General features: G+C 70.6%; 18 protein-coding genes and 1 pseudogene. 11 read left to right on the forward strand and 8 right to left on the reverse strand.

Annotation, left to right across the window (positions count from 1 at the left end; genetic code table 11):
* Positions 1 to 97 precede the first annotated feature (97 nt).
* The gene (locus QWU11_RS03200; RefSeq protein WP_290103461.1) at positions 98 to 295 is read right to left on the reverse strand and encodes a hypothetical protein; all 198 of its coding nucleotides are present in this window, start codon (positions 293 to 295) and stop codon (positions 98 to 100) included.
* 222 nt (positions 296 to 517) lie between these two features.
* On the opposite strand from QWU11_RS03200, the gene QWU11_RS03205 reads away from it, so the two are divergent.
* On the forward strand, positions 518 to 2362 hold the full coding sequence (locus QWU11_RS03205; protein WP_290103462.1) for a DUF4132 domain-containing protein: 1845 nt from the start codon (positions 518 to 520) through the stop codon (positions 2360 to 2362).
* Positions 2362 to 2754 (forward strand): hypothetical protein, encoded by a 393-nt coding sequence (locus QWU11_RS03210; RefSeq protein WP_290103463.1) that lies wholly within the window; start codon positions 2362 to 2364, stop codon positions 2752 to 2754. The genes QWU11_RS03205 and QWU11_RS03210 overlap by 1 nt, the downstream gene beginning before the upstream one ends.
* A 56-nt stretch (positions 2755 to 2810) precedes the next feature.
* On the opposite strand, the gene QWU11_RS03215 is transcribed toward QWU11_RS03210, so the two are convergent.
* The gene (locus QWU11_RS03215; protein ID WP_290103464.1) at positions 2811 to 5060 is read right to left on the reverse strand and encodes a penicillin acylase family protein; all 2250 of its coding nucleotides are present in this window, start codon (positions 5058 to 5060) and stop codon (positions 2811 to 2813) included.
* A gap of 143 nt (positions 5061 to 5203) precedes the next feature.
* Here QWU11_RS03215 and QWU11_RS03220 point away from each other — a divergent pair, with 143 nt between their 5' ends.
* Together QWU11_RS03220 and QWU11_RS03225 are read left to right on the forward strand one after the other, a co-directional pair.
* Positions 5204 to 6190, forward strand: a complete 987-nt coding sequence (locus tag QWU11_RS03220; protein ID WP_290103465.1) for a DUF2637 domain-containing protein — start codon at positions 5204 to 5206, stop codon at positions 6188 to 6190.
* Positions 6191 to 6252: 62 nt separating this feature from the next.
* Positions 6253 to 6648, forward strand: coding sequence for an HIT family protein (locus tag QWU11_RS03225; RefSeq protein ID WP_290103466.1), 396 nt, complete (start codon positions 6253 to 6255; stop codon positions 6646 to 6648).
* A 70-nt stretch (positions 6649 to 6718) separates the two neighbouring features.
* Here QWU11_RS03225 and QWU11_RS03230 read toward each other — a convergent pair whose 3' ends face one another.
* Together QWU11_RS03230 and QWU11_RS03235 are read right to left on the reverse strand one after the other, a co-directional pair.
* Positions 6719 to 6871 (reverse strand): hypothetical protein, encoded by a 153-nt coding sequence (locus tag QWU11_RS03230; RefSeq protein WP_290103467.1) that lies wholly within the window; start codon positions 6869 to 6871, stop codon positions 6719 to 6721.
* Positions 6872 to 6959: 88 nt separating this feature from the next.
* The gene (locus QWU11_RS03235; RefSeq protein WP_290103469.1) at positions 6960 to 8564 is read right to left on the reverse strand and encodes an amidohydrolase; all 1605 of its coding nucleotides are present in this window, start codon (positions 8562 to 8564) and stop codon (positions 6960 to 6962) included.
* Between the two features lie 197 nt (positions 8565 to 8761).
* Between QWU11_RS03235 and QWU11_RS03240 the strand changes: the two genes are divergently transcribed.
* A complete protein-coding gene (locus tag QWU11_RS03240; protein WP_290103470.1) occupies positions 8762 to 10054 on the forward strand; it encodes an RICIN domain-containing protein in 1293 nt (430 codons plus the stop codon).
* A gap of 40 nt (positions 10055 to 10094) precedes the next feature.
* Here the strand turns inward: QWU11_RS03240 and QWU11_RS03245 are convergent, their stop codons facing one another.
* Positions 10095 to 11654: a GMC oxidoreductase gene (locus QWU11_RS03245; RefSeq protein ID WP_290103471.1), complete on the reverse strand. Its 1560-nt coding sequence runs from the start codon at positions 11652 to 11654 to the stop codon at positions 10095 to 10097.
* A gap of 327 nt (positions 11655 to 11981) precedes the next feature.
* On the opposite strand from QWU11_RS03245, the gene QWU11_RS03250 reads away from it, so the two are divergent.
* A complete protein-coding gene (locus QWU11_RS03250; protein WP_290103472.1) occupies positions 11982 to 13049 on the forward strand; it encodes a hypothetical protein in 1068 nt (355 codons plus the stop codon).
* Between the two features lie 49 nt (positions 13050 to 13098).
* Here the strand turns inward: QWU11_RS03250 and QWU11_RS47185 are convergent.
* A pseudogene (locus QWU11_RS47185) lies at positions 13099 to 13146 on the reverse strand (hypothetical protein); the annotation flags it as partial.
* A gap of 5 nt (positions 13147 to 13151) precedes the next feature.
* On the opposite strand from QWU11_RS47185, the gene QWU11_RS03255 reads away from it, so the two are divergent.
* The 3 genes from QWU11_RS03255 to QWU11_RS03265 all read left to right on the forward strand — a co-directional run bounded on the left by QWU11_RS03255 (position 13152) and on the right by QWU11_RS03265 (position 15922).
* Positions 13152 to 14603, forward strand: coding sequence for a sulfatase-like hydrolase/transferase (locus tag QWU11_RS03255; protein ID WP_354670804.1), 1452 nt, complete (start codon positions 13152 to 13154; stop codon positions 14601 to 14603).
* Between the two features lie 99 nt (positions 14604 to 14702).
* Entirely contained in the window at positions 14703 to 15062 is a 360-nt protein-coding gene (locus tag QWU11_RS03260) for a hypothetical protein (RefSeq protein ID WP_290103474.1), read from the forward strand.
* 23 nt (positions 15063 to 15085) lie between these two features.
* A complete protein-coding gene (locus QWU11_RS03265; protein WP_290103475.1) occupies positions 15086 to 15922 on the forward strand; it encodes a PaaX family transcriptional regulator C-terminal domain-containing protein in 837 nt (278 codons plus the stop codon).
* Here the strand turns inward: QWU11_RS03265 and QWU11_RS03270 are convergent.
* Positions 15900 to 16310: a RidA family protein gene (locus QWU11_RS03270; RefSeq protein WP_290103476.1), complete on the reverse strand. Its 411-nt coding sequence runs from the start codon at positions 16308 to 16310 to the stop codon at positions 15900 to 15902. The genes QWU11_RS03265 and QWU11_RS03270 overlap by 23 nt on opposite strands.
* Complete coding sequence (locus QWU11_RS03275; RefSeq protein ID WP_290103477.1) at positions 16307 to 17062, reverse strand: SDR family NAD(P)-dependent oxidoreductase; 756 nt, start codon at positions 17060 to 17062, stop codon at positions 16307 to 16309. Before QWU11_RS03275 ends, QWU11_RS03270 begins: the two co-directional genes overlap by 4 nt.
* A 109-nt stretch (positions 17063 to 17171) precedes the next feature.
* Here QWU11_RS03275 and QWU11_RS03280 point away from each other — a divergent pair, with 109 nt between their 5' ends.
* Positions 17172 to 19499, forward strand: coding sequence for a bifunctional salicylyl-CoA 5-hydroxylase/oxidoreductase (locus QWU11_RS03280; RefSeq protein ID WP_290103478.1), 2328 nt, complete (start codon positions 17172 to 17174; stop codon positions 19497 to 19499).
* A gap of 253 nt (positions 19500 to 19752) precedes the next feature.
* A complete protein-coding gene (locus QWU11_RS03285; protein WP_290103479.1) occupies positions 19753 to 20151 on the forward strand; it encodes a hypothetical protein in 399 nt (132 codons plus the stop codon).
* The last annotated feature ends 77 nt before the right edge of the window (positions 20152 to 20228 follow it).

A 20228-nucleotide genomic window follows, 5' to 3' on the forward strand; every position in this document is an offset into this window, starting at 1 on the left:
GCCGGGCGTCAAGAGGTCACCTGCGGATCTTGGGTTCGGCGAGTCGTCCCCGCGCACACCGGCTGAGGCGGCCCCCGGCCGCCTCAGCCGGGAGCCGTCACTTGCTGGGCTCAGGGGTCTTGCAGGAGATCTTCGGGTTGACGCCCGTGTAGTTGAGCGGCCCGGCGACGATCGTCACGAGCAGCGTGCCCGCCTGGGAGCAGTTGTTCGGCCCGTGGCTGTAGTAGTGGCGCTGGCCTGCGGCGATGGCGCCGATGATGAGCCACAAGAGGATCACGGCGGTGGTGATCTTCATTGCTTACCTCCAAGGAGGGTGTCCGCTGGTTGAGGCGCTCGACGCCAGCGGGCGGGCGTCAGATTCGGCCAATAATCAACGGTTGTTGTCGTGGACGCGGCCTTGATACCCAAATTTTTGCGAAGTAGGTCACTTGTCCTTACGAATCGCAAACGGTGTTTCTGGCGGGGTGTGCGGATCCACCGATGTGGTTTATCAGTGACGGCTGCCAGGATGCGGTCCATGGCCATCGCCGATGACGCCCTCCCCCTCGGTCGCGCCGCCGAAAAAGCGCTCTCACGGATCCGCGCCCACCTCTACAACGCGCCCCCTGGTCCGGACGACTGGGAGGCGCTCGCCGACTCCCCGTACGCCGCCTTCGCACGGGAGGCGCTCGAGGCCGCCGCCGTTCGCGCCGCCGCCATCCAGGCGGGCAAGGAGTGCTACGTCGCGGACCATGCCTTCACCTCCGACGAGGTCGGCGTGCTCGGCCGGTCGGCGCGGGTGGCGCTGCTGCGCGACGAGCCGTGGCTGCCGGAGCTGCTCGGGCGGCTGCTACCCGCCGTCGCGGTCGCGCCCACGGCCGCCAGGACCCTGCCCTCGCAGGCGCTGCTCTTCGAGGTCACGCGCGCGGCGCGCGAGTTCCCGACGCCCGAGGTGGTGACGGCGCTGCGCTCGGTCCGTGGCGTCATCCGGCACCGCGGCGTGCCCAGACAGCTCGACCGCAACCTCAAACAGATCGACGCCGCGCTCGCCGACCGGCCCGAGACCGCGTTCCGCCAGCCGGACCTCGGCTTCGGCCCCGACGGCGTCTTCCGCCGTACGGCCGGGGCGTACGAGGGGCTCGTGACCGTCTCCGACGAGGTACTGATGACCTGGCGGCGAGCCGGGGGCGCGTCGCTGCGCGGCGTGCCGGCCGCGGTCCGACGCGATCATCCGGAGGAGCTGGGCGAGCTGCGCGACCTCGTGCGGCGGACGCGGGCGCACGTCGCGACGCTGACCCGTGCGCTGGAGGGCGGCCTGGTCACCTCGACCTCATACGCCTATGACCACTGGCGCGAGGCGTTCGCCACGCATCCGGTCGGGCGGCCGATCGCCGAGCGGCTGATCTGGGAGGTCGAGGTCGCCCGCGGTGAGTGGCGGGCTGCCCTGCCGGTGGACGACGCGCTGGTGGACGTGGACGGGCGGCCCGTCACCGGTTCGGCGGTCCGGCTCTGGCATCCCATTCGCTCGCGTGTCGAGGAGATCCGCGCCTGGCGTGACCTGCTCACGGACCGCGACATCCGGCAGCCGTTCCGGCAGGCGTTCCGGGAGATCTACCCCCTGACCCCGGCCGAGCTGGAGACACGCGTCTACTCCAACCGCTTCGCCGCGCACATCCTGCGCTACCAGCGGCTGTACGCGCTGCTCAAGACGCGGGCCTGGTCGACGCACATGCTCGGGCCGTGGGACGGGGGCGACGAGGCCGAGGCGACCCGCGAGGTGGCCGGGCGGCGGTGGCGCGCGCGGTTCTTCCACTCCTACGTCGAGGGGTACGCCGAGACCGCGCTGGCCGGTACGGACCAGGTCCGGTTCGACCGCCGCGAGGGCGGCGAGTGGCACGAGGCGGCCTTGGCGGACGTGCCACCGGTCGTGTTCAGCGAGCTCATGCGCGACGTCGACCTGTTCGTCGGCGTCACCTCGATCGCCGCCGATCCCGAATGGGCCGACCGCGGAGAGGACCGCCACCGGACGTACTGGTACTCCCACGGCTTCGGCGAACTCACCGCCGCGGCCGAGGTCCGCCGCGACACCCTGGCCCGCCTGCTGCCGCGTACGAAGATCGCCTCGTGCACGTCCCTGGACGAACGGTTCCTGGTGGTCCGCGGCTCGCTGCGCACGTACAAGATCCATCTGGGCTCGGCGAACATCTTGATGGAGCCGGACGACGTCTACCTGTGCATCGTGCGGGGACGCGGCGGCGAGACCGTCCACCTGCCGTTCGAGGACGACCGGCTCGCGCTGATCCTCAGCAAGGCGTTCCTGCTGGCCGACGACGCCGCCATCGAGGACGAGAGCATCATGCGACAGATCAAGAGGGGACGCTGATGGCCGTTCTGGCCCTGCGCGACGAGACCGCGGCCGGCGGCTCTCTGGCGTCACTCCGGCTGACCGACCTGCCGGACAGCCTGACCGTACGCGAGCTGCTGCGGCTGCGGGTCCGCGAGGAGGTCGCCCGGCACAACGCGGCCCCGTCACGGCACTTCGCCGGCCTGGTGAAACCGGACGACGCGGAACTCGCCCCGGGCGGCTACCGCCTGCGCTCCCCCCGCCGCCTCGACTGGGAACGCCAGGCCGACATCGCCGAACGCGCCTTCGCGGGCAACGGCTTCATCCTGCTGATCGGCGACCGCCAGGTGGAGTCCCTGGACGAGACGGTGGACCTGAACGTGGACCAGGAGGTGGTGTTCATCAAACTGGTCCAGCTCGTCGGCGGCTGAGCAGCCGGGGCGAAACGCGCTCGCCGCGTTCCTCGTCCTCTGACCCGATCGCGGTCTCACTCCGGGCGGAGGACGATGCGTTCGCCGAGGTTTCGTTCGATCGCCGCGCGGCTGTAGAGGAGCGGGAACGCCTCGTCGGCGGCCCACGGCTCGAAGAGGTCGTCGTAGTGGGGGCTGTCCGGGACGCCGGACTGGCCCGGGGCGTTCATGGCCACCGACTCGTCCCACGCCCCCACGTCGACCACCAGCCGGAACGTCGCGCCGCCCGTCTGACGGAAGTCCGGGCCGTACAGCGTCGCGCCGACCGTGTCGCCGCTGCCCCCGCGCGGCGCCGGGCCAGCCGACGTCCAGTCGCGGCCGGTGAGCAGCGGGTGCCGGGGTTCGGCCTGGTGCAGCGCGCCCCACGTCCACGACGCCATGTCCTGTCCGAGGAGCCCCTCGACCTCGGTCACCGCGTCCGCGAGCGTCCGCAGGAGCAGCGCCGGATCGACCGACGGCAGCAGGCTCAGGTCCACCCGGGCGTCCGAACCGTCCTCCTCGGCGGGCAGGACGCGGGCGAGTGCCTCGGCTCGCCGCTTCTCCGAGGACACCACCCCGCGCAGCGCCGTCTCGAGCAGCGCCGGCCGCAGGTGCCGCCGGTACCAGACCTCGAACAGCGCCGCCGCGCCGTCGCCGGGGCGCAACGTCGCGTCCCAGGCGCCCAAGAGCCGCCGCGCCGCCTCGACCCGTACGTCCTCGCTGGTCAGGCCCTTGAGCAGCGCGACGATCCGCCGCGCGGGCAGGCTCACGTAGTCGGTCTGGAGCCGGACGCAGTCCTGTACGGTCCAGCCCGTACGGGACCCGAGCTCCTCGGCGACCCGCTGGTGACGGAACGGGGCGTACCAGTCGAACGTCACGGCGAAGGGGTGGTCCTCGGGCAGGTTGCGCTGGTTGGCGGTCGCGAACCAGCCGGACTCCGGGTCCCGTACGGACGGGAGTTCGTCCACGTCGTGGAAACCGTCCCATTCGTACCGGCCGTCGCCGGGCACGGGCAGGGTGCCGTCCCAGTTCGGGCGTCTGGGGATGAGACCGGCGGGACGCCAGCCGATGGTGCCGTCCGGCGTGGCGTACACCTGGTTCTCGCCCGGCGAGCCCCAGCGGTTCATCGCGGCGACGAAATCGTCCGGGCCGCTCGCGCGCATGTAGTCCATGCTGCCCAGGTACGGCGCCATGCCGGGTTCGAGCCACGCGGCCCGTACGGCGAAGGCGGCGTTCCGGTCGGCGCGCGAGTAGATCACCGGGCCGTGCCGCGTGAACCAGAGGTCGGCCTCGACCGGCTCGCCGCCGCGCACCGGGATCACCTCGCGTACGCGCTCCATCGGCTCCCACCGCCCGCCATAGGCGTACTCGCGGCGGTCGGCCGGATTGGTCCGGTAGACGTATAGATCCTCCTGGTCGATCGGGAAGATGGTGAGTCCAAAGGCGATCTTCCCGTTGTGCCCGATGGAGATGCCGGGCAGCGCGGGCTCGCCGGCGCCGATGATGTCCAGGCCCGGCGCGGACAGGTGCGCGATGTAGCGCAGTGCCGGGCGTGAGACGGCGCGGTGCGGGTCGTTGGCGAGCAGCGGGCGGCCCGAGGCCGTACGGGAGGGGCCGATCACCCAGTTGTTGCTGCCGTCGAGCCCGCCGCGCGGCCGCTCCTCGGACGTCGTGGTCGCCAGGTGGTAGACCCGCAGCACGTCGTCCGGGACCACGTCGAGGTCGAGCCCGTCCGGCACGCGCAGCCGGTGCGCCGGCTCCCGTACGCGCCGCAGGTCCTCCACCTCGGGACCGAAGTCGCGGAGGGTCAGCGCCCGCGCGACCTCCTGCTCCAGGTTGTAGAAGAGCCCGTGGCCGCGGATCCGCGCGACGTCCGCCGGGTCCCAGTAGGCGGGCAGGTAGTCCAGCTCGGTGAACTCCGGCGGCAGATGGCGCCGATCCTCATGGCACAGGGCGACGAACGCGTTGACCCCACGGACGAACGCGCTGGTCACACGCTTGGTGTCCGAGCCGTACGCGAGCCATTCGGCGTGCATGTCGCCGCGGTAGAGGAACAGCCGGGCCGCGCGGTCGCGTTCGAGATGCGTCTCGCCGAACACCTCCGACATCAGCCCGAGCCCGCGCCGCCGCCAGAGGTCGATCTGGAACAGCCGGTCACGCGCGGCGTTGAAACCCTGCGCGACGAACACGTCGTCGGCCGAGCCCGCGTACAGATGCGGCACGCCCCACCGGTCGACAAGTATCTCTACGGACTCTGACAGTCCCGGGACAACGTACGTGGTGGTCACCTGGCCTGACTATCCGACCGGACCGGGATGTCGCAATGGTCACCTGTGTCGCCCCGGCAAATCGGGCGATCAAGAGGGTGATATGTGCGTATTGTGCCCTGGACGCAGTGTCCGGAACCCGAAGACGAGAGGTGGCTCCCGTCGTGACTTACTGCGACCAGGAAGCGGAACGCCGCGGACAACCGGTCCGCGCGCTCGGCGACAGCACCGGCGAACGCGCGGCCGTATGCCTGATCGGCGCCGCCATGCTGACACTCGCCCTGATCGGCATGTACGTCTCGTTCCAGACGGTGTACGAGTACGTGCGGCCGTGGTTCCGCGACACGGCGTGGGCCGTACCGGTCGCCATCGACGTCGCCATCCTGGTCTTCTCGGCCGCCGACCTGCTCCTCTCGTACTGGCGGATGGCCAAGCCGTCGATGCGCATGATCCCGTGGGCCTTCACCGCCGCCACGATCTGGCTGAACTGGCAGGCCGGAGGCCCGGTCCCGATCCGCATCGCCCACGCCGCGATGCCGGCACTGTGGGTGCTCTTCTGCGAGTACGCCCGCCATGTCCTCGCCGCGCGAGTGGGCCTGGTGACCGGCGGCCGCATGGAGAAGGTCCGCAGGTCCCGGTGGCTCCTGGCCCCGCTGTCGACGGCCCGCCTGCGCCGCCGCATGATCCTCTGGGAGATCACCTCGTATCGCCGCGCCCTGGAGATCGAGGCCGAACGCCGCGCGGAGATCGCCCGCCTGGAGATGGAGTACGGCCGCAAGTGGCGCCGCGACGCCCCGGCCCCGGACCGCCTGGCCCTGAAACTGAGCGCGGTCGCGCCGGCGGAGCTGTTGCCGTCGCTCACGGCCGCCCTCAGCCCGGCACCGATCACTCTGGAACCCGAGCCGTTGGTGGAGTCGGAGGCGGAGACGACCAGGCCGGACCGCCTCCCGGACCTGCGCGCCCTGGAGCCGAAACTCGAGCAACTGACCGAGCCGCCCCCGAGTGGCAGCGCCCGCCAGCGCGCCGCCGCCCTGCTGGCCACCGAACCGGACCTCCCGGGCACCGAACTCGCCCGCCGCCTGGGCGTCACCACCGGCTACGGCCGCCGCCTCCGCTCCGAACTCCTCAACACCTCAAGCGGCTACCGCTGAGCCGCGGGCACGGCACAATCCTCGGCAGAGGCACCGTGGCCTCGGCAGGGAGGCGAGCAGAGATGGCGGCGATCCGCGACGGTGACTGCACCTTCTGCGCGGCCATGACGAACGGCCGAGGACAACGGACCGAGCAGGGCCTCGTCGCCGTCATCGCGGACGCCCACCCGGTCACCGAGGGACACCACCTCATCGTGCCCGCACGGCACGTGGCGGACTTCTTCGAGATGACGGCCCTGGAGGTCCGCGAGGCGTACGCGGCACTGCACGACCTGCGTGGACGGCTGCGGGCCGCCGACCCGGAGATCGCCGGCTTCAACGTGGGCACGAACTCCGGCATCGCCGCGGGCCAGACCGTGTTCCACGCGCACATCCATCTCATCCCCCGCCGGGTCGGAGACACCCCGGACCCGCGTGGGGGCGTACGCGGCGTCGTACCCGCTCGAAGTGGGCCTTGATCCGGCGGTCCATCTCCCGGTCGAGCATGGAAGCCCGAGACCAGAATGAGCCGGGAGGGGGCCATGCCGGTCAGCTCTGGTGTTCGGCTATCAGTTTGACCGCGGCCAGCTGTGAGTGGATCACATTGAGCGACAGGAGCTCTGCGCGTGAGTACCAGCTCTGCTCGTCGATGTAGTCGTCCTTCTCACGCGCGGGGGCACCGCCGGAGGTGTCGCGGACCACCAAAGAACAAACGACCCAGTAAGGGATGTCCAAAATGCACGTTCAAACAAGGGTGAATACCCAGTCCGAAACGCCGCTTTCACGCCTTTTAGCACGTCATTCCGCACACGCGTTCGCCGCCCACGTACGTCGACTGGATCTGGATGGAGGACAGGCCGTGGGGGTCGACGGTCAGGGGGTCGTCCGCCAGGACGACGAAGTCGGCCAGATAGCCCGGCGCGAGGCGGCCGCGGGTGGTTTCGGCTCCCTCTGCCTCCGCGGAACCCAGGGTGAAGACGCGCAATGCCTCCTCCGCGGTCACCCGTTGCGACGGGCCGACCTGCTCGCCGTCGTCGACGCCCTCCCGGGTCACCATGGACTGGATGCCCAGCAGCGGCTCGTACGGGCCGCACGGATAGTCCGACGAGCCCGCCACCGTCACGCCCGCGTCCAGGAAAGAGCGGTGGGCGAACATCCGGGACGTGCGTTCCGGGCCGTACCAGCGGTTCAGCGCGCCGCCGTGGTAGGCCACATAACCCGCGAACGGGACGGCGATCGCGTTCAGCGCCCTCATCCGCTTCAGGATGTCGTCGTCGATCACCGAGCAGTGCTCGATGCGGTGGCGCACCGGCCGGGGCAGTTCGCGGTGGGCCGACTCGAACGCGTCCAGGACCAGGCGGATGGCCGCGTCGCCGTTCGCGTGGACGCCGATGCGGTTGCCGTCCCGGTGCACGGTGCGTACGGCGTCGAACAGCTCCGACGTCGGCGTCGTCTGCAGCCCGTGCCCGCCCACGTCCGCGTACGGCTCGGACAGCAGGCACGTACGGCCGCCGATCGCGCCGTCCACGAACGCCTTCACGCCCACGAACCGAAGCAGGTCGTCGCCGAAACCGCTGCCCACCCCCAAAGCGCGCGCCTTCGGATAGTGGTCGATGGACAGGAGCATGCCGACCCGCATCGTGAGCAGGCCCGCAGAGCGGGCCCGCCCCAGCAGTGCGACGTCCGACGGGTCGATCAGCGCGTCGCAGATCGACGTCAGGCCGGCCGCGTGCCACATCTCCTGGGCTCGGGTCAGGCCCCGCAGCCGGTCCTCCGGCGAGGACACCGGCAGCGGCGACGCGCCGCGCGCCGTCGCCGCGTACACGACGTTCATCAGGGCGCGCTCGATCAGGCGGCCGTCCAGCGAACCGTCCGCGGACCGGCCGTAGTCCCCGCCCGGCGGCGGCTCGGACGACTCCGAGACGCCCAGCTCACGCAGCGCGGATGAGTTCGCCACGCCCCAGTGGCCCGCGACCTGGAGGACGATGACCGGATTGTCCGGCGCGACCCGGTCCAGGTCCCAGCGGGTGAGCGGCCCGGTCTTGACGTCGTCGTACCGGCCGCCGCGCACCCAGGAACCGGGCTCGACGGCCGCCTCGCCGACCCGCGCCAGCAAGGCGTCCACGTCCCGTACGGCCGCGGCCGACAGGTCGAGGTGCAGCAGGGCGTCGGCGGCGTTGGCAAGGTGGATGTGCGCGTCGTGCAGGCCCGGGATGACCGTCGACGTGCCGAAATCCACCTCCCGGGCGCCGGGGAACCGGGCGCGCAACGACGCCACGTCCCCCGTCGCCCGGATCCGGCCGCCCTCGACGGCGAACGCCTCCGGGTCCGGGCCGGAGGTCTGCGCGATCACGTGGGCGGCCCGGTACAGCACGGGTGAGGTCTCGGTGAGCATGGCACCTCCCCCAGCACGGTAACCCGGCCGCGTACGGCAGGAGACCCACTGGCACTCCGGTACTTGAACCAGGCGATCCCCCTGTGCTTTATTTGTTGACAACAGTAAGGAAACTTAACTAACCATTAAGAGAACGCCCCACCCGCCCTTCCTCCACCCGCCAGTGGAAACGAACACCAAGGAAAGGACAGGCCTGGATGAACGCTGCGAAAAAGCTGGTGAAAACACTCGCGCTGGTCTTTTCGGCGCTGGTCACCGCGGCCCTGCTCACCACGCCGGCCGCCCACGCGGCCACCCCCTTCAAGGTCCTCGCCTTCTACACCGGCCCCGCCGAGGGCGACGCCGCGCACGTGAGCTTCGAGACCGAGGCGCGGACGTGGTTCCCCAAGGTCGGCGCGCAGAACGGCTTCACCTTCACCGCCACGACCAACTGGGACCAGCTCAACTCACTGACCGCGTCGCAGTACCAGGTGGTGATGTTCCTCGACGACGCGCCGCACACCTCCGCCGAGCGGACCGGTTTCCAGAACTACATGAACAATGGCGGGGCGTTCTTCGGCTTCCACGTCTCCGCGTTCACCACCAACGGAGCGGACTGGGACTGGTACTACAACCAGTTCCTCGGCACCGGCGCCTTCGAGACGAACACCTGGGGCCCGTCGGCGGCCATTCTCGACAACGGCGATCCGAGCCATCCGGCGATGCGGCGCGTACCGGCGAAGTTCACCTCCGGCGTCAGCGAGTGGTACAGCTGGCAGCACGACCTGCGGCAGAACCCGAACATCGACGTTCTCGCCTCGGTGGACCCCGCGAGCTTCCCCCTCGGCACGAACGCGAGCCAGTCCTGGACGAGCGGCTACTACCCGATCATGTGGAGCAACAAGAAGTACAAAATGCTCTACGCGAACTTCGGCCACAACGACATGAACTACTCCGCCGACATCGCGACCTCCTCCACCTTCGCCGACCCGGCCCAGGACGCGTTCATCCTCGACGGCCTGCTGTCGCTCGCCGGGGCGCCGGCGACCGACCAGTCCACCGACCCGGTGTCGCAGAGCCAGTGGTACACGCTGGTCAACGCCGGCAACGGCAAGTGCGTGGACGCCCGCGCGGCGGGGACGGCGAGCGGCACCGTGATCCAGCAGTACGCCTGCAACGGCACGACGGCGCAGCAGTTCCAGTTCCAGTACGTCGACGGGCCGTACACGAGGATCAACAACCGGAACGCCCCGGCCGAGGTGCTCGACGTGACCGGCAAGTCCACGGCCGACAACGCGCCGATCCAGCTGTGGACCTACAGCAGCGGGAAGAACCAGCAGTGGCAGCTGGTCCCGGAGGCGAGCGGCACCACCTACCGGATCGTCAACCGTAACAGCGCCGCAGGTCAGGGCCACATGAAGTGCCTGACCTCCCCGAGCTCGGCGGACAGCGTCCAGCTCCAGCAGTCGGCGTGCAACGGTGCCGCCGCGCAGTCCTTCCGGCTCCAGTGAGCGAACGGTCTTCCGGCGCGCGAGCGCCGGAAGACCGGCTTCACGCCAGGTCGGTCGAGATGATCTTCGCCATGTTCCGCTCGGCCAGCGCCGTGATCGTCACGAACGGGTTCACGCCGATGCTGCCCGGGACGAGCGACCCGTCCACGACGTACAGGCCGCTGTAGCCCGGCACCCGGCCGTAGTTGTCCGTCGCCTTGCCGAGCACGCACCCGCCGAGCGGGTGGTAGACGAAGTCGTCACCCCAGGTCTTGTAGACGCCGAACAGGTCGGTCCGGTAGATCGTGCCGGCCTTCTTGTTGATGGCGTCGAACACCCGTTTCGCGGCGTCGATCGACGGCTGCGTGTACGACGCCTGCCAGGACAGGTCGACCTTGCCGGTGGAGGAGTTGAACGTGAACGCGGCACGGTTCGGGTTCTTGGTGATCGCCAGGTAGAGGTTGATCCAGGTCTCGATGCCGGCCGGGAACGGGGCGATCTCGGCGAACACCGGGCCGTTCGGGTCGGACCAGTTGTCGATGCCCATGGAGGGCATGCCCGACTCCAGGGAGCCGGTCAGGTCCAGGCCCGCCCGCGCGACCATCACGTTGCCGTTGTTCCCCCAGCCCTGGCCGACCGCCGCGGGAAGGTTCGGCAGCTTGCCCTGGGCCTTCATGGAGACGAGCAGCTTGCTCGTGCCCACGCTGCCGGCGGCGAAGAACACCCGGTCGGCGGTGACCGTCTTGGTGGCGACGGTGTTGCCCGAGGTGTCGAGCTGGTTCATCGCGACGGTGTAGCCGCCGCCCGTGGCCGGGGACACGGAGGTCACCGTGTGCAGCGTCGTGATCGTGAGCCGGCCCGTGGCGGCCGCCGCCGCGAGGTAGGTCTTGTCCAGCGACCTCTTGCCGTAGTTGTTGCCGTAGATCACCTCGGAGGCCAGCGCCGAGCGCACCGCCTGGTTCGCGGCCTCACGCTTCATGTAGTCGAAGTCGTAGACGTTGGGCAGGAACGTCGTCGCGTACCCGGCGTTGTTCGCCCGCATCCGGCTGACCCGGGTGTACTGGTAGCAGTCGGTCGTCTCGAACCACGCCTGGTCGATGGTGTTGACCCCGAGGCCGGCGTTCGCGCGCGGGAAGTACGTCGTGTACATCTCGTCGGAGTTGACCGAGGGCAGCACTTCCTCGAAGTACGCGCGCTTGGGCGTGACGGCCATTCCGCCGTTGACGAGCGAGCCGCCGCCCACGCCCCGCCCCTGGTAGATCCGGGTCGCGGCGAAACTCTCGGAGTCGAGCACTCCGGCGTACTTCGGGATGGTCTTGTTGACCGGGATGCCCAGGAAGTAGCCGAGCGGCTGGTCCGTCTTGGTCCGCAGCCAGTACGACCGGCCGTCAGGGTTGAGCATGTCGCAGAAGATCTTTCCGTCGGAGCCCGGTGTGGTCCAGCTCTGACCCATCTCCACGATGTGGGTGGCGATGCCGGCCTGCGTGAGGCGCAGCGCCGCGACGGCCCCTCCGTAACCGCTGCCGATGACCAGGGCCGGCACGTGGTCCCCGGCGGCGAGCGCCTTCCGTGGCGTGGCGACGGCGGCGGTCCACCACGAGGGCAGCGCGAGCGCCCCCAAAGTAGAACCTGTTCCAACAATGAAGCGCCGACGCGTGACACCCCCAGATTGTCGTGTTGGGCGTGTCCGCGAAGCTCTGTAGTCACCCATGGCGCCGTCTCCCGGAGATGAAAAGTGAACTTGTTATACATTCACCGCCGGGGCGTGTCAGCACCTACTGATGGGTAACATCGTGCAGCGGACGTCAAGCCGCGGGCCATCGGCAGGCCCGTCGTTCGTCACGATCTGTTCACTGCCTGCTCTCTGCACAGCTACGACCTACGCGGGGCAGGACCTCTAGGGTCTTTTGCCATCCCTTGGCAACTCTTTTGCGGAGAACGGTGGCGGATGGCATCCCGGCTGATCTTGCATATAGGCCTGCAGAAATCCGGCACTACGTACCTTCAGGAACTCATCGCCGGCAGCGCCGGCGAACTGGCCGAAGCGGGCATCGTCTATCCGGTGGCCCCCGCCGGCAAGCGGCGCCGCCGTACCGACAACCACGAATGGGCCTCATACGGCCTGCTCGGCCAGGAGTACCCGTGGGTGTCCGAAGAGCGGGCGGCCACCGAGAAGAGCGCGTGGAAGGACCTCGAACGCCAGGTCTCGCGCGAGAAGGGAACGGTGTTGCTGTCCGCCGAGGCGCTTTCGGTGATTCGCACGCCGGCGATCCGCACCCTGCTCGCGCGGCTGGGCGTCGGCGACGTCGAGGTCGTGGTGACCGCGCGGAGCCTGGGCCGGTCGCTGCCCTCGCTGTGGCAGCAGCACGTACGCAACGGACGCCGCTTGGGATTCGAGCGCTACCTCGACATGCTGGGAGAGCAACGGCGGCTGCCGGCGGCGCGGATCGAGGAGGACGGCGAGCTGCATCTGTGGCGGGCGTTCGCGATCGGCCGCCTCGCGCGGCGCTGGGCGCGTGAGGTCGGCCAGTCCCGCGTTCGCGTGGTGACCAGCCCGGGCCGGCCGCCGCAGCTCCTGTGGGCCCGCTTCGCCGAGGCGATCGGGGTGCCCGGCTTCACCTTCCCCACCGGCGACGCCGCGGCCCGGCCCGTGCACACCGGGCTGACCGCACCCGAGGCCGTCGTGCTCACCTCGCTCAACTCCGCCCTCGCCAAGGCCGGCTGGACCCCGGACACGGCACGGCGGCTGCGCGAGGCCGTCCTCGCCGACGGCTTCCAGCCGCGCGTCGAGCGCGGGCCGCGCATCGCCGTACCTCCGCACTGGCGTTCGTGCGTCGCCGAGTGGAGCGCCCAAGACGTATCCGAACTGCTGGAGAGCGGGGTGACCGTGATCGGCGACACCGCGGATCTGAGGTCGGACCGAGATGACGTGCAGCCACCGACGATCGAGGAGGTCGCCGCCGCGAGCGCGGCGGCGGTCCTGGCGGTGGGCGCCGGGAAGGCGATGGGCGCGTAGGTGACACGCAGTCGTCCGCTCGCCGCCGTCCTCGTCGCGCTGCTGGCCGTCACGGCCTGCGCCGCCTCCGGTTCCCGTACGCCGCCGCCCCGGCGGATGCCCATGCGCCTCCCGGCGAAGCAGGGGCCGGTCACGCGTCCCAACTTCGTCTTCCTGCTCACCGACGACCTCGACTCCAGTGAGATCTCGGTGATGCCGCGGCTGAAGTCGCTGCTGGCCGACCAGGGCACGACCTTCACCGACTACAACGTGAGCGTGTCGTGGTGCTGCCCGTCGCGGTCCACGACCCTGCGCGGCCAGTACGCGCACAACACCACGGTGTGGAGCAACACCGCCCCGAACGGGGGCTTCGGGCGCTTCTACGGCAAGGGCCTTGAGGACTCCACCATCGCCACCTGGCTGAAGAGCGCGGGATACCGGACCGGATTGTTCGGGAAGTACCTCAACGGCTATCCCGAGCAGGCGCCGGTCAAGAAGACCTACATCCCGCCCGGCTGGACCACGTGGGACGTCCCGGCGTCAGGCTCGCCGTACCACCAGTTCAACTACACGCTCAACGACAACGGCAGGCTGGAGTCGCACGGGCACAAGGCGCGCGACTACCTGACCGACGTGCTCAACCTGAAGGCACGCACGTTCATCGGCGCGCCGTCGAAAAAACCGTTCTTCGCCTATCTCGGCGTCTACAACCCGCACGCCCCGGCCACCCCGGCGCCCCGGCACGCCAAGCTGTTCAAGGGCCTCAAGGCCCCGCGCACGCCCTCCTACAACGAGAAGGACCTCACCGGGAAGCCAACCGAGGTACGCCGGCTGCCGCCCGTCTCGAAGAAGGAGGCGGCGACCTGGGACGCGCTCTACCGCGACCGCCTGCGCTCCCTGCAGTCCGTCGACGACATGATCGGCGACCTGGTCGGCACGCTGCGGCAGTCGGGGCGGCTCGACAACACCTACTTCGTCTTCACCTCCGACAACGGCTTCCACATCGGCCAGCACCGGATGCCGCCGGGGAAGAACACCGCGTACGTGGAGGACACCCGCGTCCCGTTCGTCGTACGCGGGCCGGGGGTGCCCGCCGGGCGTACCGTCGGGCAGCTCGCCGGCAACGTCGACGTCGCTCCGACGGTCGCCGAGCTGGCCGGGGCCAGGACGCCGGGGTTCGTGAACGGCCGGTCGCTGGTCCCGCTCATGCGGCCCGGCACGCCCAGGACCTGGAGGCAGGCGTTCCTGCTCGAACACGGGCACGGCCCGGGGACGCAGCCACCGCTCAAACCGCCCAAGAACGGCGTGCTCGAACCACCCGAGCTCCTGTCGCCCTCGACGCGGGAGAAGTTCTACATCGCGCCGTACGAGGGGCTTGATACCGGGCGATACTTCTACGTGGAGTACTCCACCAAGGAACGCGAGCTGTACGACGTGGCGGCCGATCCGTATGAGACGCACAACCTCGCGTCGGACCGCTCGCCGCCGATACGATCGCTGATCGCGTCGTTCTCGGCCCGGCTGGCGAAGCTGCGCACCTGCGCCGGCAGGGCCTGCATCGCGGCGGAGGACTGATCGGCTAGGACTGATCGGCGTTCCGTCAGGCGGCACAGATCAGGTCTTGACCAGCGAGAACTTGTGATCACTCGAACTCTTGTTCGAGAATGCCTGATCATGCACGATGCCCGTCAGCTTGATCATTATCCGTCCGGCTCCCATCGGGTCGAGGCCCAGAACCCCTGGGTCTGGATCCACCACAAGGGCGCGTGGCGCAAGGGCGCGATCCACTGCTGGTACGTCCACGGCGACGACTGGATGGCCTGGATGCAGCACGAGGATCCGGCCCCGGACGTCCCGTGGGCGCAGTGGGGGCTGTACCACTACGACGGGACGACGATCCGCCGCCGCCACTCCCCGGCGGCGCGCGCCCTGGTCGAGCTGCCGGGCGAGGCCCCCGGCCGGTTCACGGCCCTGCTGCGCGAGACCGGCTACAGCGTGGAGGCGTACGACTCCGGCAGCCTCCTCCTCGGCTGACGCTTACCGGATATTGTGGCGGCGTGACGACGGTGCCCGATACGGATGAGGCCGGGACGGCACCGCGCGCGGCGCAGCCCCGGCATCTGATCGTGACGGTCTACGGCCTGTACGCGCGCTCCGACGGCGGGTGGCTGTCGGTCGCCTCCCTGATCGAGCTGCTCGGCGTCCTGTCCGTCGACGAGCCCGCCGTACGCTCCTCGATCTCGCGGCTCAAGCGGCGCGGCATCCTCGTCGCCCGGCGGCACGGCGGAGCGGCCGGGTACGAGCTGTCCGCCGACGGCCTGGCCATCCTGCGCGAGGGCGACGACCGCATCTTCCGGCGCGAGCGGGCGACGCCGGCCGACGGCTGGATGCTGGCGGTGTTCTCGGTGCCCGAGGCCGAGCGGCACAAGCGGCACATCCTGCGCTCGCAGCTCACCCGGCTCGGGTTCGGCACCGCCGCACCGGGCGTGTGGATCGCGCCGGCGCACCTGCACGGCGCGACCGCCGACATGCTGCGCCGCCTCGAACTCGACCCCTACGCCGACCTGTTCCGCGGCGACCACCTCGCCTTCGGCGACCTCGCCGCGAAGGTGCGCGGCTGGTGGGATCTGGAGGAGCTCGAACGGCACTACCGGGAGTTCCTCGACGCGCACGCCCCGGCCCGGCACCGCGCCCCGGACGACCGTACGGCCTTCGCCGGCTACGTCCGCGTGCTCACCGACTGGCGGCGGCTGCCCTACCTCGACCCCGGCCTGCCCGTGGAGCTCCTGCCCGAGGACTGGATCGGGATCCGCGCGGCCGATCTGTTCTTCGACCTGCGGTCGCGGCTGGAGGAGCCGGCCCGCGCGTACGTCAGGAAGACGATCGCGGGTTGACCGCGGCGACGCCCTGCACCTCGACCAGCGCCTCGGCGTCCCAGAGCCGGTGCACGCCGATGCCGGCCATGGCCGGGTAGTCGGTGCCGGCGAGCCGGCGCCAGACCGCGCCGATCTCCCGTGCGTGGGCGCGGTAGTCGTCCATGTCGACGATGTAGACGGTCATGCTGACCAGGTCGCCCGGCGCGCCGCCGGCCGCGGCCAGCGCGGTCAGCAGGTTGCCCAGCGCCCGCTCGAACTGCCCGACCACGCCGTCGCCGGTGATCCGGCCGTCGGCGTCCAGCGCGGTCTGCCCGGCCAGGAAGATCAGCCGGTCCGCGCCGGTCGCCACGGCGTGCGAGAAGCCCGAGGGTCTGCCCAGCTCAGGCGGGTTGATTCGCTCGATCATGACTGGACCGCGCCTCCGTCGACGTTGATGCCCTGGCCGGTGATCGCGGCGCTGAGCACACACAGCTCGACCGCGTCCGCGACCTCCTCCGGCGTGATCAGCCGGCCGATCGGCTGCTGCCGCGTCAGCGCCTTGAGCGCCTGCTCCTCCGTACGGCCCGTCTTGTCCGCGATGTCGGCCACCGTACGCGCGGTCATCGGGGTGTCGACGTAGCCGGGACACACGGCGTTGACCGTGACGCCCGTGCCGGCGAGCTCGGCCGCGGCGGAGCGTACGAGGCCGAGTGCGCCGTGCTTGGCGGCGGCGTACGCGCTGATGTACGGCGCGCCCTGCTTGGCGGCGACCGAGGCGATGAGCACGACCCGGCCCCAGCCGCCCTCCGTCATCGACGGCGTCGCACGACGCAGGAACCGGAACGGCGCGGTGAGGTTGAGGTCGAGCATGCGCTGCCAGTCCTCATCGGTCGTACGGGCGAGGGACGCGGACGTGCCGGCGCCGGCGTTCAGCACGAGCACCTCGACCCGTCCCCACTCTCGCTCGACCGCCTCGAACACCGCGTCGGCGGCGCCCGGATCGGTGACGTCGGCGGGCACGGTCAGCGCGGGACCGGGCAGCGCGGCGGCCACCGCCTCCAGCCGGTCGCGGTCGCGGGCGTTCAGCGCGACCCGGTGACCGGCGGCGGACAGCCGGGCGGCGATGACGCCGCCGATGCCCCGGCCCGCGCCGGTGACGAGACACGTTCGGGGTGTCATGATCACAGCGTCGCAAATCGCGGTTACGGCCGTCAACGGTTCGCCATATCGTCTTGTTGACGACCGTACAAATTGCGACATACGCTCGACGCGGTAGGAGGTGGGCGGCGTGCGCATCGCGATCGTCGGCGGCGGCCCCGGCGGGCTCTACTTCGCGGCCCTGACCAAGCGGCTCGACCCCCGGCACGAGGTCACCGTCTGGGAGCGCAACGCGCCCGACGACACCTTCGGTTTCGGCGTGGTCTTCTCCGACGAGACACTCGGCGGCATCGAGCACGCCGACACGGAGATCTACCAGGCCATGCAGCGGGAGTTCGCCCGCTGGGACGACATCGACGTGCACTACCGGGACACCGTGCTCACCTCCGGCGGCCACGGGTTCGCCGCGATGAGCCGCAAGCGGCTGCTGGGCATCCTCCAGGCGCGGTGCGCCGCGCTCGGCGTGAGCGTCCACTTCCGCGCCGAGGCGCCCGACGTCGCGCGGCTCTCCTCCGCGTACGACCTGGTGGTCGCCGCCGACGGGGTCAACTCGGGCCTGCGGACGAGGTTCGCCGAGACCTTCGGGCCCCGCCTGGAGACGCGGCGCTGCAAGTACATCTGGCTGGGCACGGACCTGGTCTTCGACGCCTTCACGTTCCACATCCTCGACACTCCCGCCGGGGTCATGCAGATCCACGGCTACCCGTACGGGCGCGACGCGAGCACCTTCATCCTGGAGCTGCACGAGGACGTCTGGCGGCGGGCCGGCTTCCGCGCCGCCGAGGGCCTGGCGCCGGGCGAGAGCGACGAGCCCTCCATCGAGCTGATCCGCTCGCTGTGCGCGGAGGTGCTCGGCGGGCACCGGGTGTTCGCCAACAACTCCCGCTGGACGAGCTTCACGACCGTACGCTGCGAGAACTGGCACCACGGCAACGTCGTCCTGCTCGGGGACGCCGCCCACACCGCGCACTTCTCCATCGGCTCGGGCACGAAGCTGGCCATGGAGGACGCGCTCGCGCTGGCCGCGTGCCTGCACGAGCGGCCCGGGGTGGACGAGGCGCTGACGGCGTACGAGGAGGAGCGGCGGCCCGTGGTCGCCTCGACACAGCGGGCGGCCCAGGCGAGCCTGGAGTGGTTCGAGAACATCGGCCAGTACACCGGGCAGGATCCGCACCAGTTCGCGTTCAACATCGTCACGCGCAGCCGCCGCGTCACCTACGACAACCTGCGCGTCCGCGACCCGGAGTTCGTCGCGGACATCGACCGCTGGTTCGCGGCCGGCGGGGAGGTGCGGCCGCCGATGTTCCAGCCGTTCCGGCTGGGCGGCCTGGAGCTGGCCAACCGCGTGATCGTCTCGCCGATGGACATGTACTCCGCGCGCGACGGCGTGCCCGGCGACTTCCACCTCGTGCACCTGGGCGGCAAGGCGCTCGGCGGCGCCGGGCTGGTGATGACCGAGATGGTGTGCGTGTCGCCGGAAGGGCGGATCACGCCGGGATGTACGGGCATGTACACCGCCGAGCACGAGTCCTCCTGGCGGCGGATCGTGGAGTTCGTGCACGACCGGACGGATGCCAAGATCGGCCTGCAGCTCGGGCATTCCGGGCGCAAGGGGTCGACGCGGCTCATGTGGGAGGGCATCGACCGGCCGCTGCCGTCGGGCAACTGGGAGGTCTGCGGCCCGTCGCCGATCCCGTACGCGGCGGCGAACCAGACGCCGCGCGAGCTGGACCTCGCCTCGCTTCGCGCGATCAGGGAGCAGTTCGTCGCCTCGGCGCGGGCCGGCGTACGGGCCGGCTTCGACCTGCTCGAACTCCACTGCGCCCATGGGTACCTGCTGTCGTCGTTCCTGTCGCCGCTGACGAACCGGCGCACGGACGCGTACGGCGGCTCGCTCGCCGCCCGGCTCCGCTATCCGCTGGAGGTCTTCGACGCCGTACGCGCGGTCTGGCCCGGGCCGTTGACCGTACGCATCTCGGCCACCGACTGGCACGAGGGCGGCATCGGCGCGGAGGACTCCGTGGAGATCGCGCGCGCCTTCGCCGAGCACGGCGCGAACGGCATCGACGTCTCGACCGGGCAGGTCGTCAGCGAGGAGACCCCGGCGTTCGGGCGCAGTTACCAGACACCGTACGCCGACCGGATCCGTAACGAGATCGGCCTCAAGTACGGCGTCGCGGTGATCGCGGTCGGCGCGATCTCCTCCTATGACGACGTGAACTCCGTCATCCTGGCGGGCCGCGCGGACCTGTGCGCGCTGGGCCGTACGCACCTGTACGACCCGCAGTGGACGCTGCACGCGGCGGCGGAGCAGAGGTACGCGGGGGTCCGCTGGCCGGCCCCGTACGCGGCCGGCAGCCGCCCGCCGCAGGGCGGCCGTACGGACGGGCCCCGGCCCCGCCTGGACCTGATCCGCCGGGGGGCCTTGGGGACGGCCCACGCCCGCTGGCGCTCTTAGGGTTATTTATGGGGGCCTAGCAGGGTTATATTCGAGGTCATGACCGTTCTGCTGCTGGCGACCAAGGACACGATCGCCTACACGCGGCGTGACGGGCGGCCCGCGATCGCCTCCGGCGCGGAGCTGCTGGACGGCCTCCGGCTCTCCACCGACGTGACGGCCGAGGACGTCGACGCGGAGCCGAGCTGGGACATCTCGCCGTCGACCATGCTGGCCCTGGCACGGCGCGTACGGCCGGGTGGAGACGCTGACCGTGGCACCGCCGCCCCGGCCGCCTTCGCCGCCGGGCGAGCCCGAGTCCGACGTCGCTCTCATCAAGACCTATCCGGGCATGGACGGCACGCTGCTGACGGCGGTCGTGGACGCCGGGGCGCGCGGCGTCGTACTGGAGGGCACGGGGACGGGCAACGTGCCGGTGAGCCTGTTCACGGCGATCAGCGAACTGACGGGCTGGGGCATCCCGGTGGTCATCGCGTCCCGGTGCCGTACGCGCGAGGTCGCGCTGGAGGAGATGCGCTCTGGGGCGTACGGGCTGGCGGCCTCGGTGGGCGCGATCGGCGCGCGTGGCCTCGCCGCGCCGAAGGTCCGCGTCGCCCTGATGGTCGCGCTCGGGGCCGGGGGCGACGCGCGGAAGTGGTTCGAGGCGCTTTGACCTTCGCGGGCGCTGCTCGGTCGCGTCGTCGCAGATTACGCCGCATATTGCGGCCTATTGACTGTCGTCAGAGAAAG

This window comes from Actinomadura sp. DC4 (assembly GCF_030406325.1).
Lineage (GTDB): Bacteria > Actinomycetota > Actinomycetes > Streptosporangiales > Streptosporangiaceae > Actinoallomurus.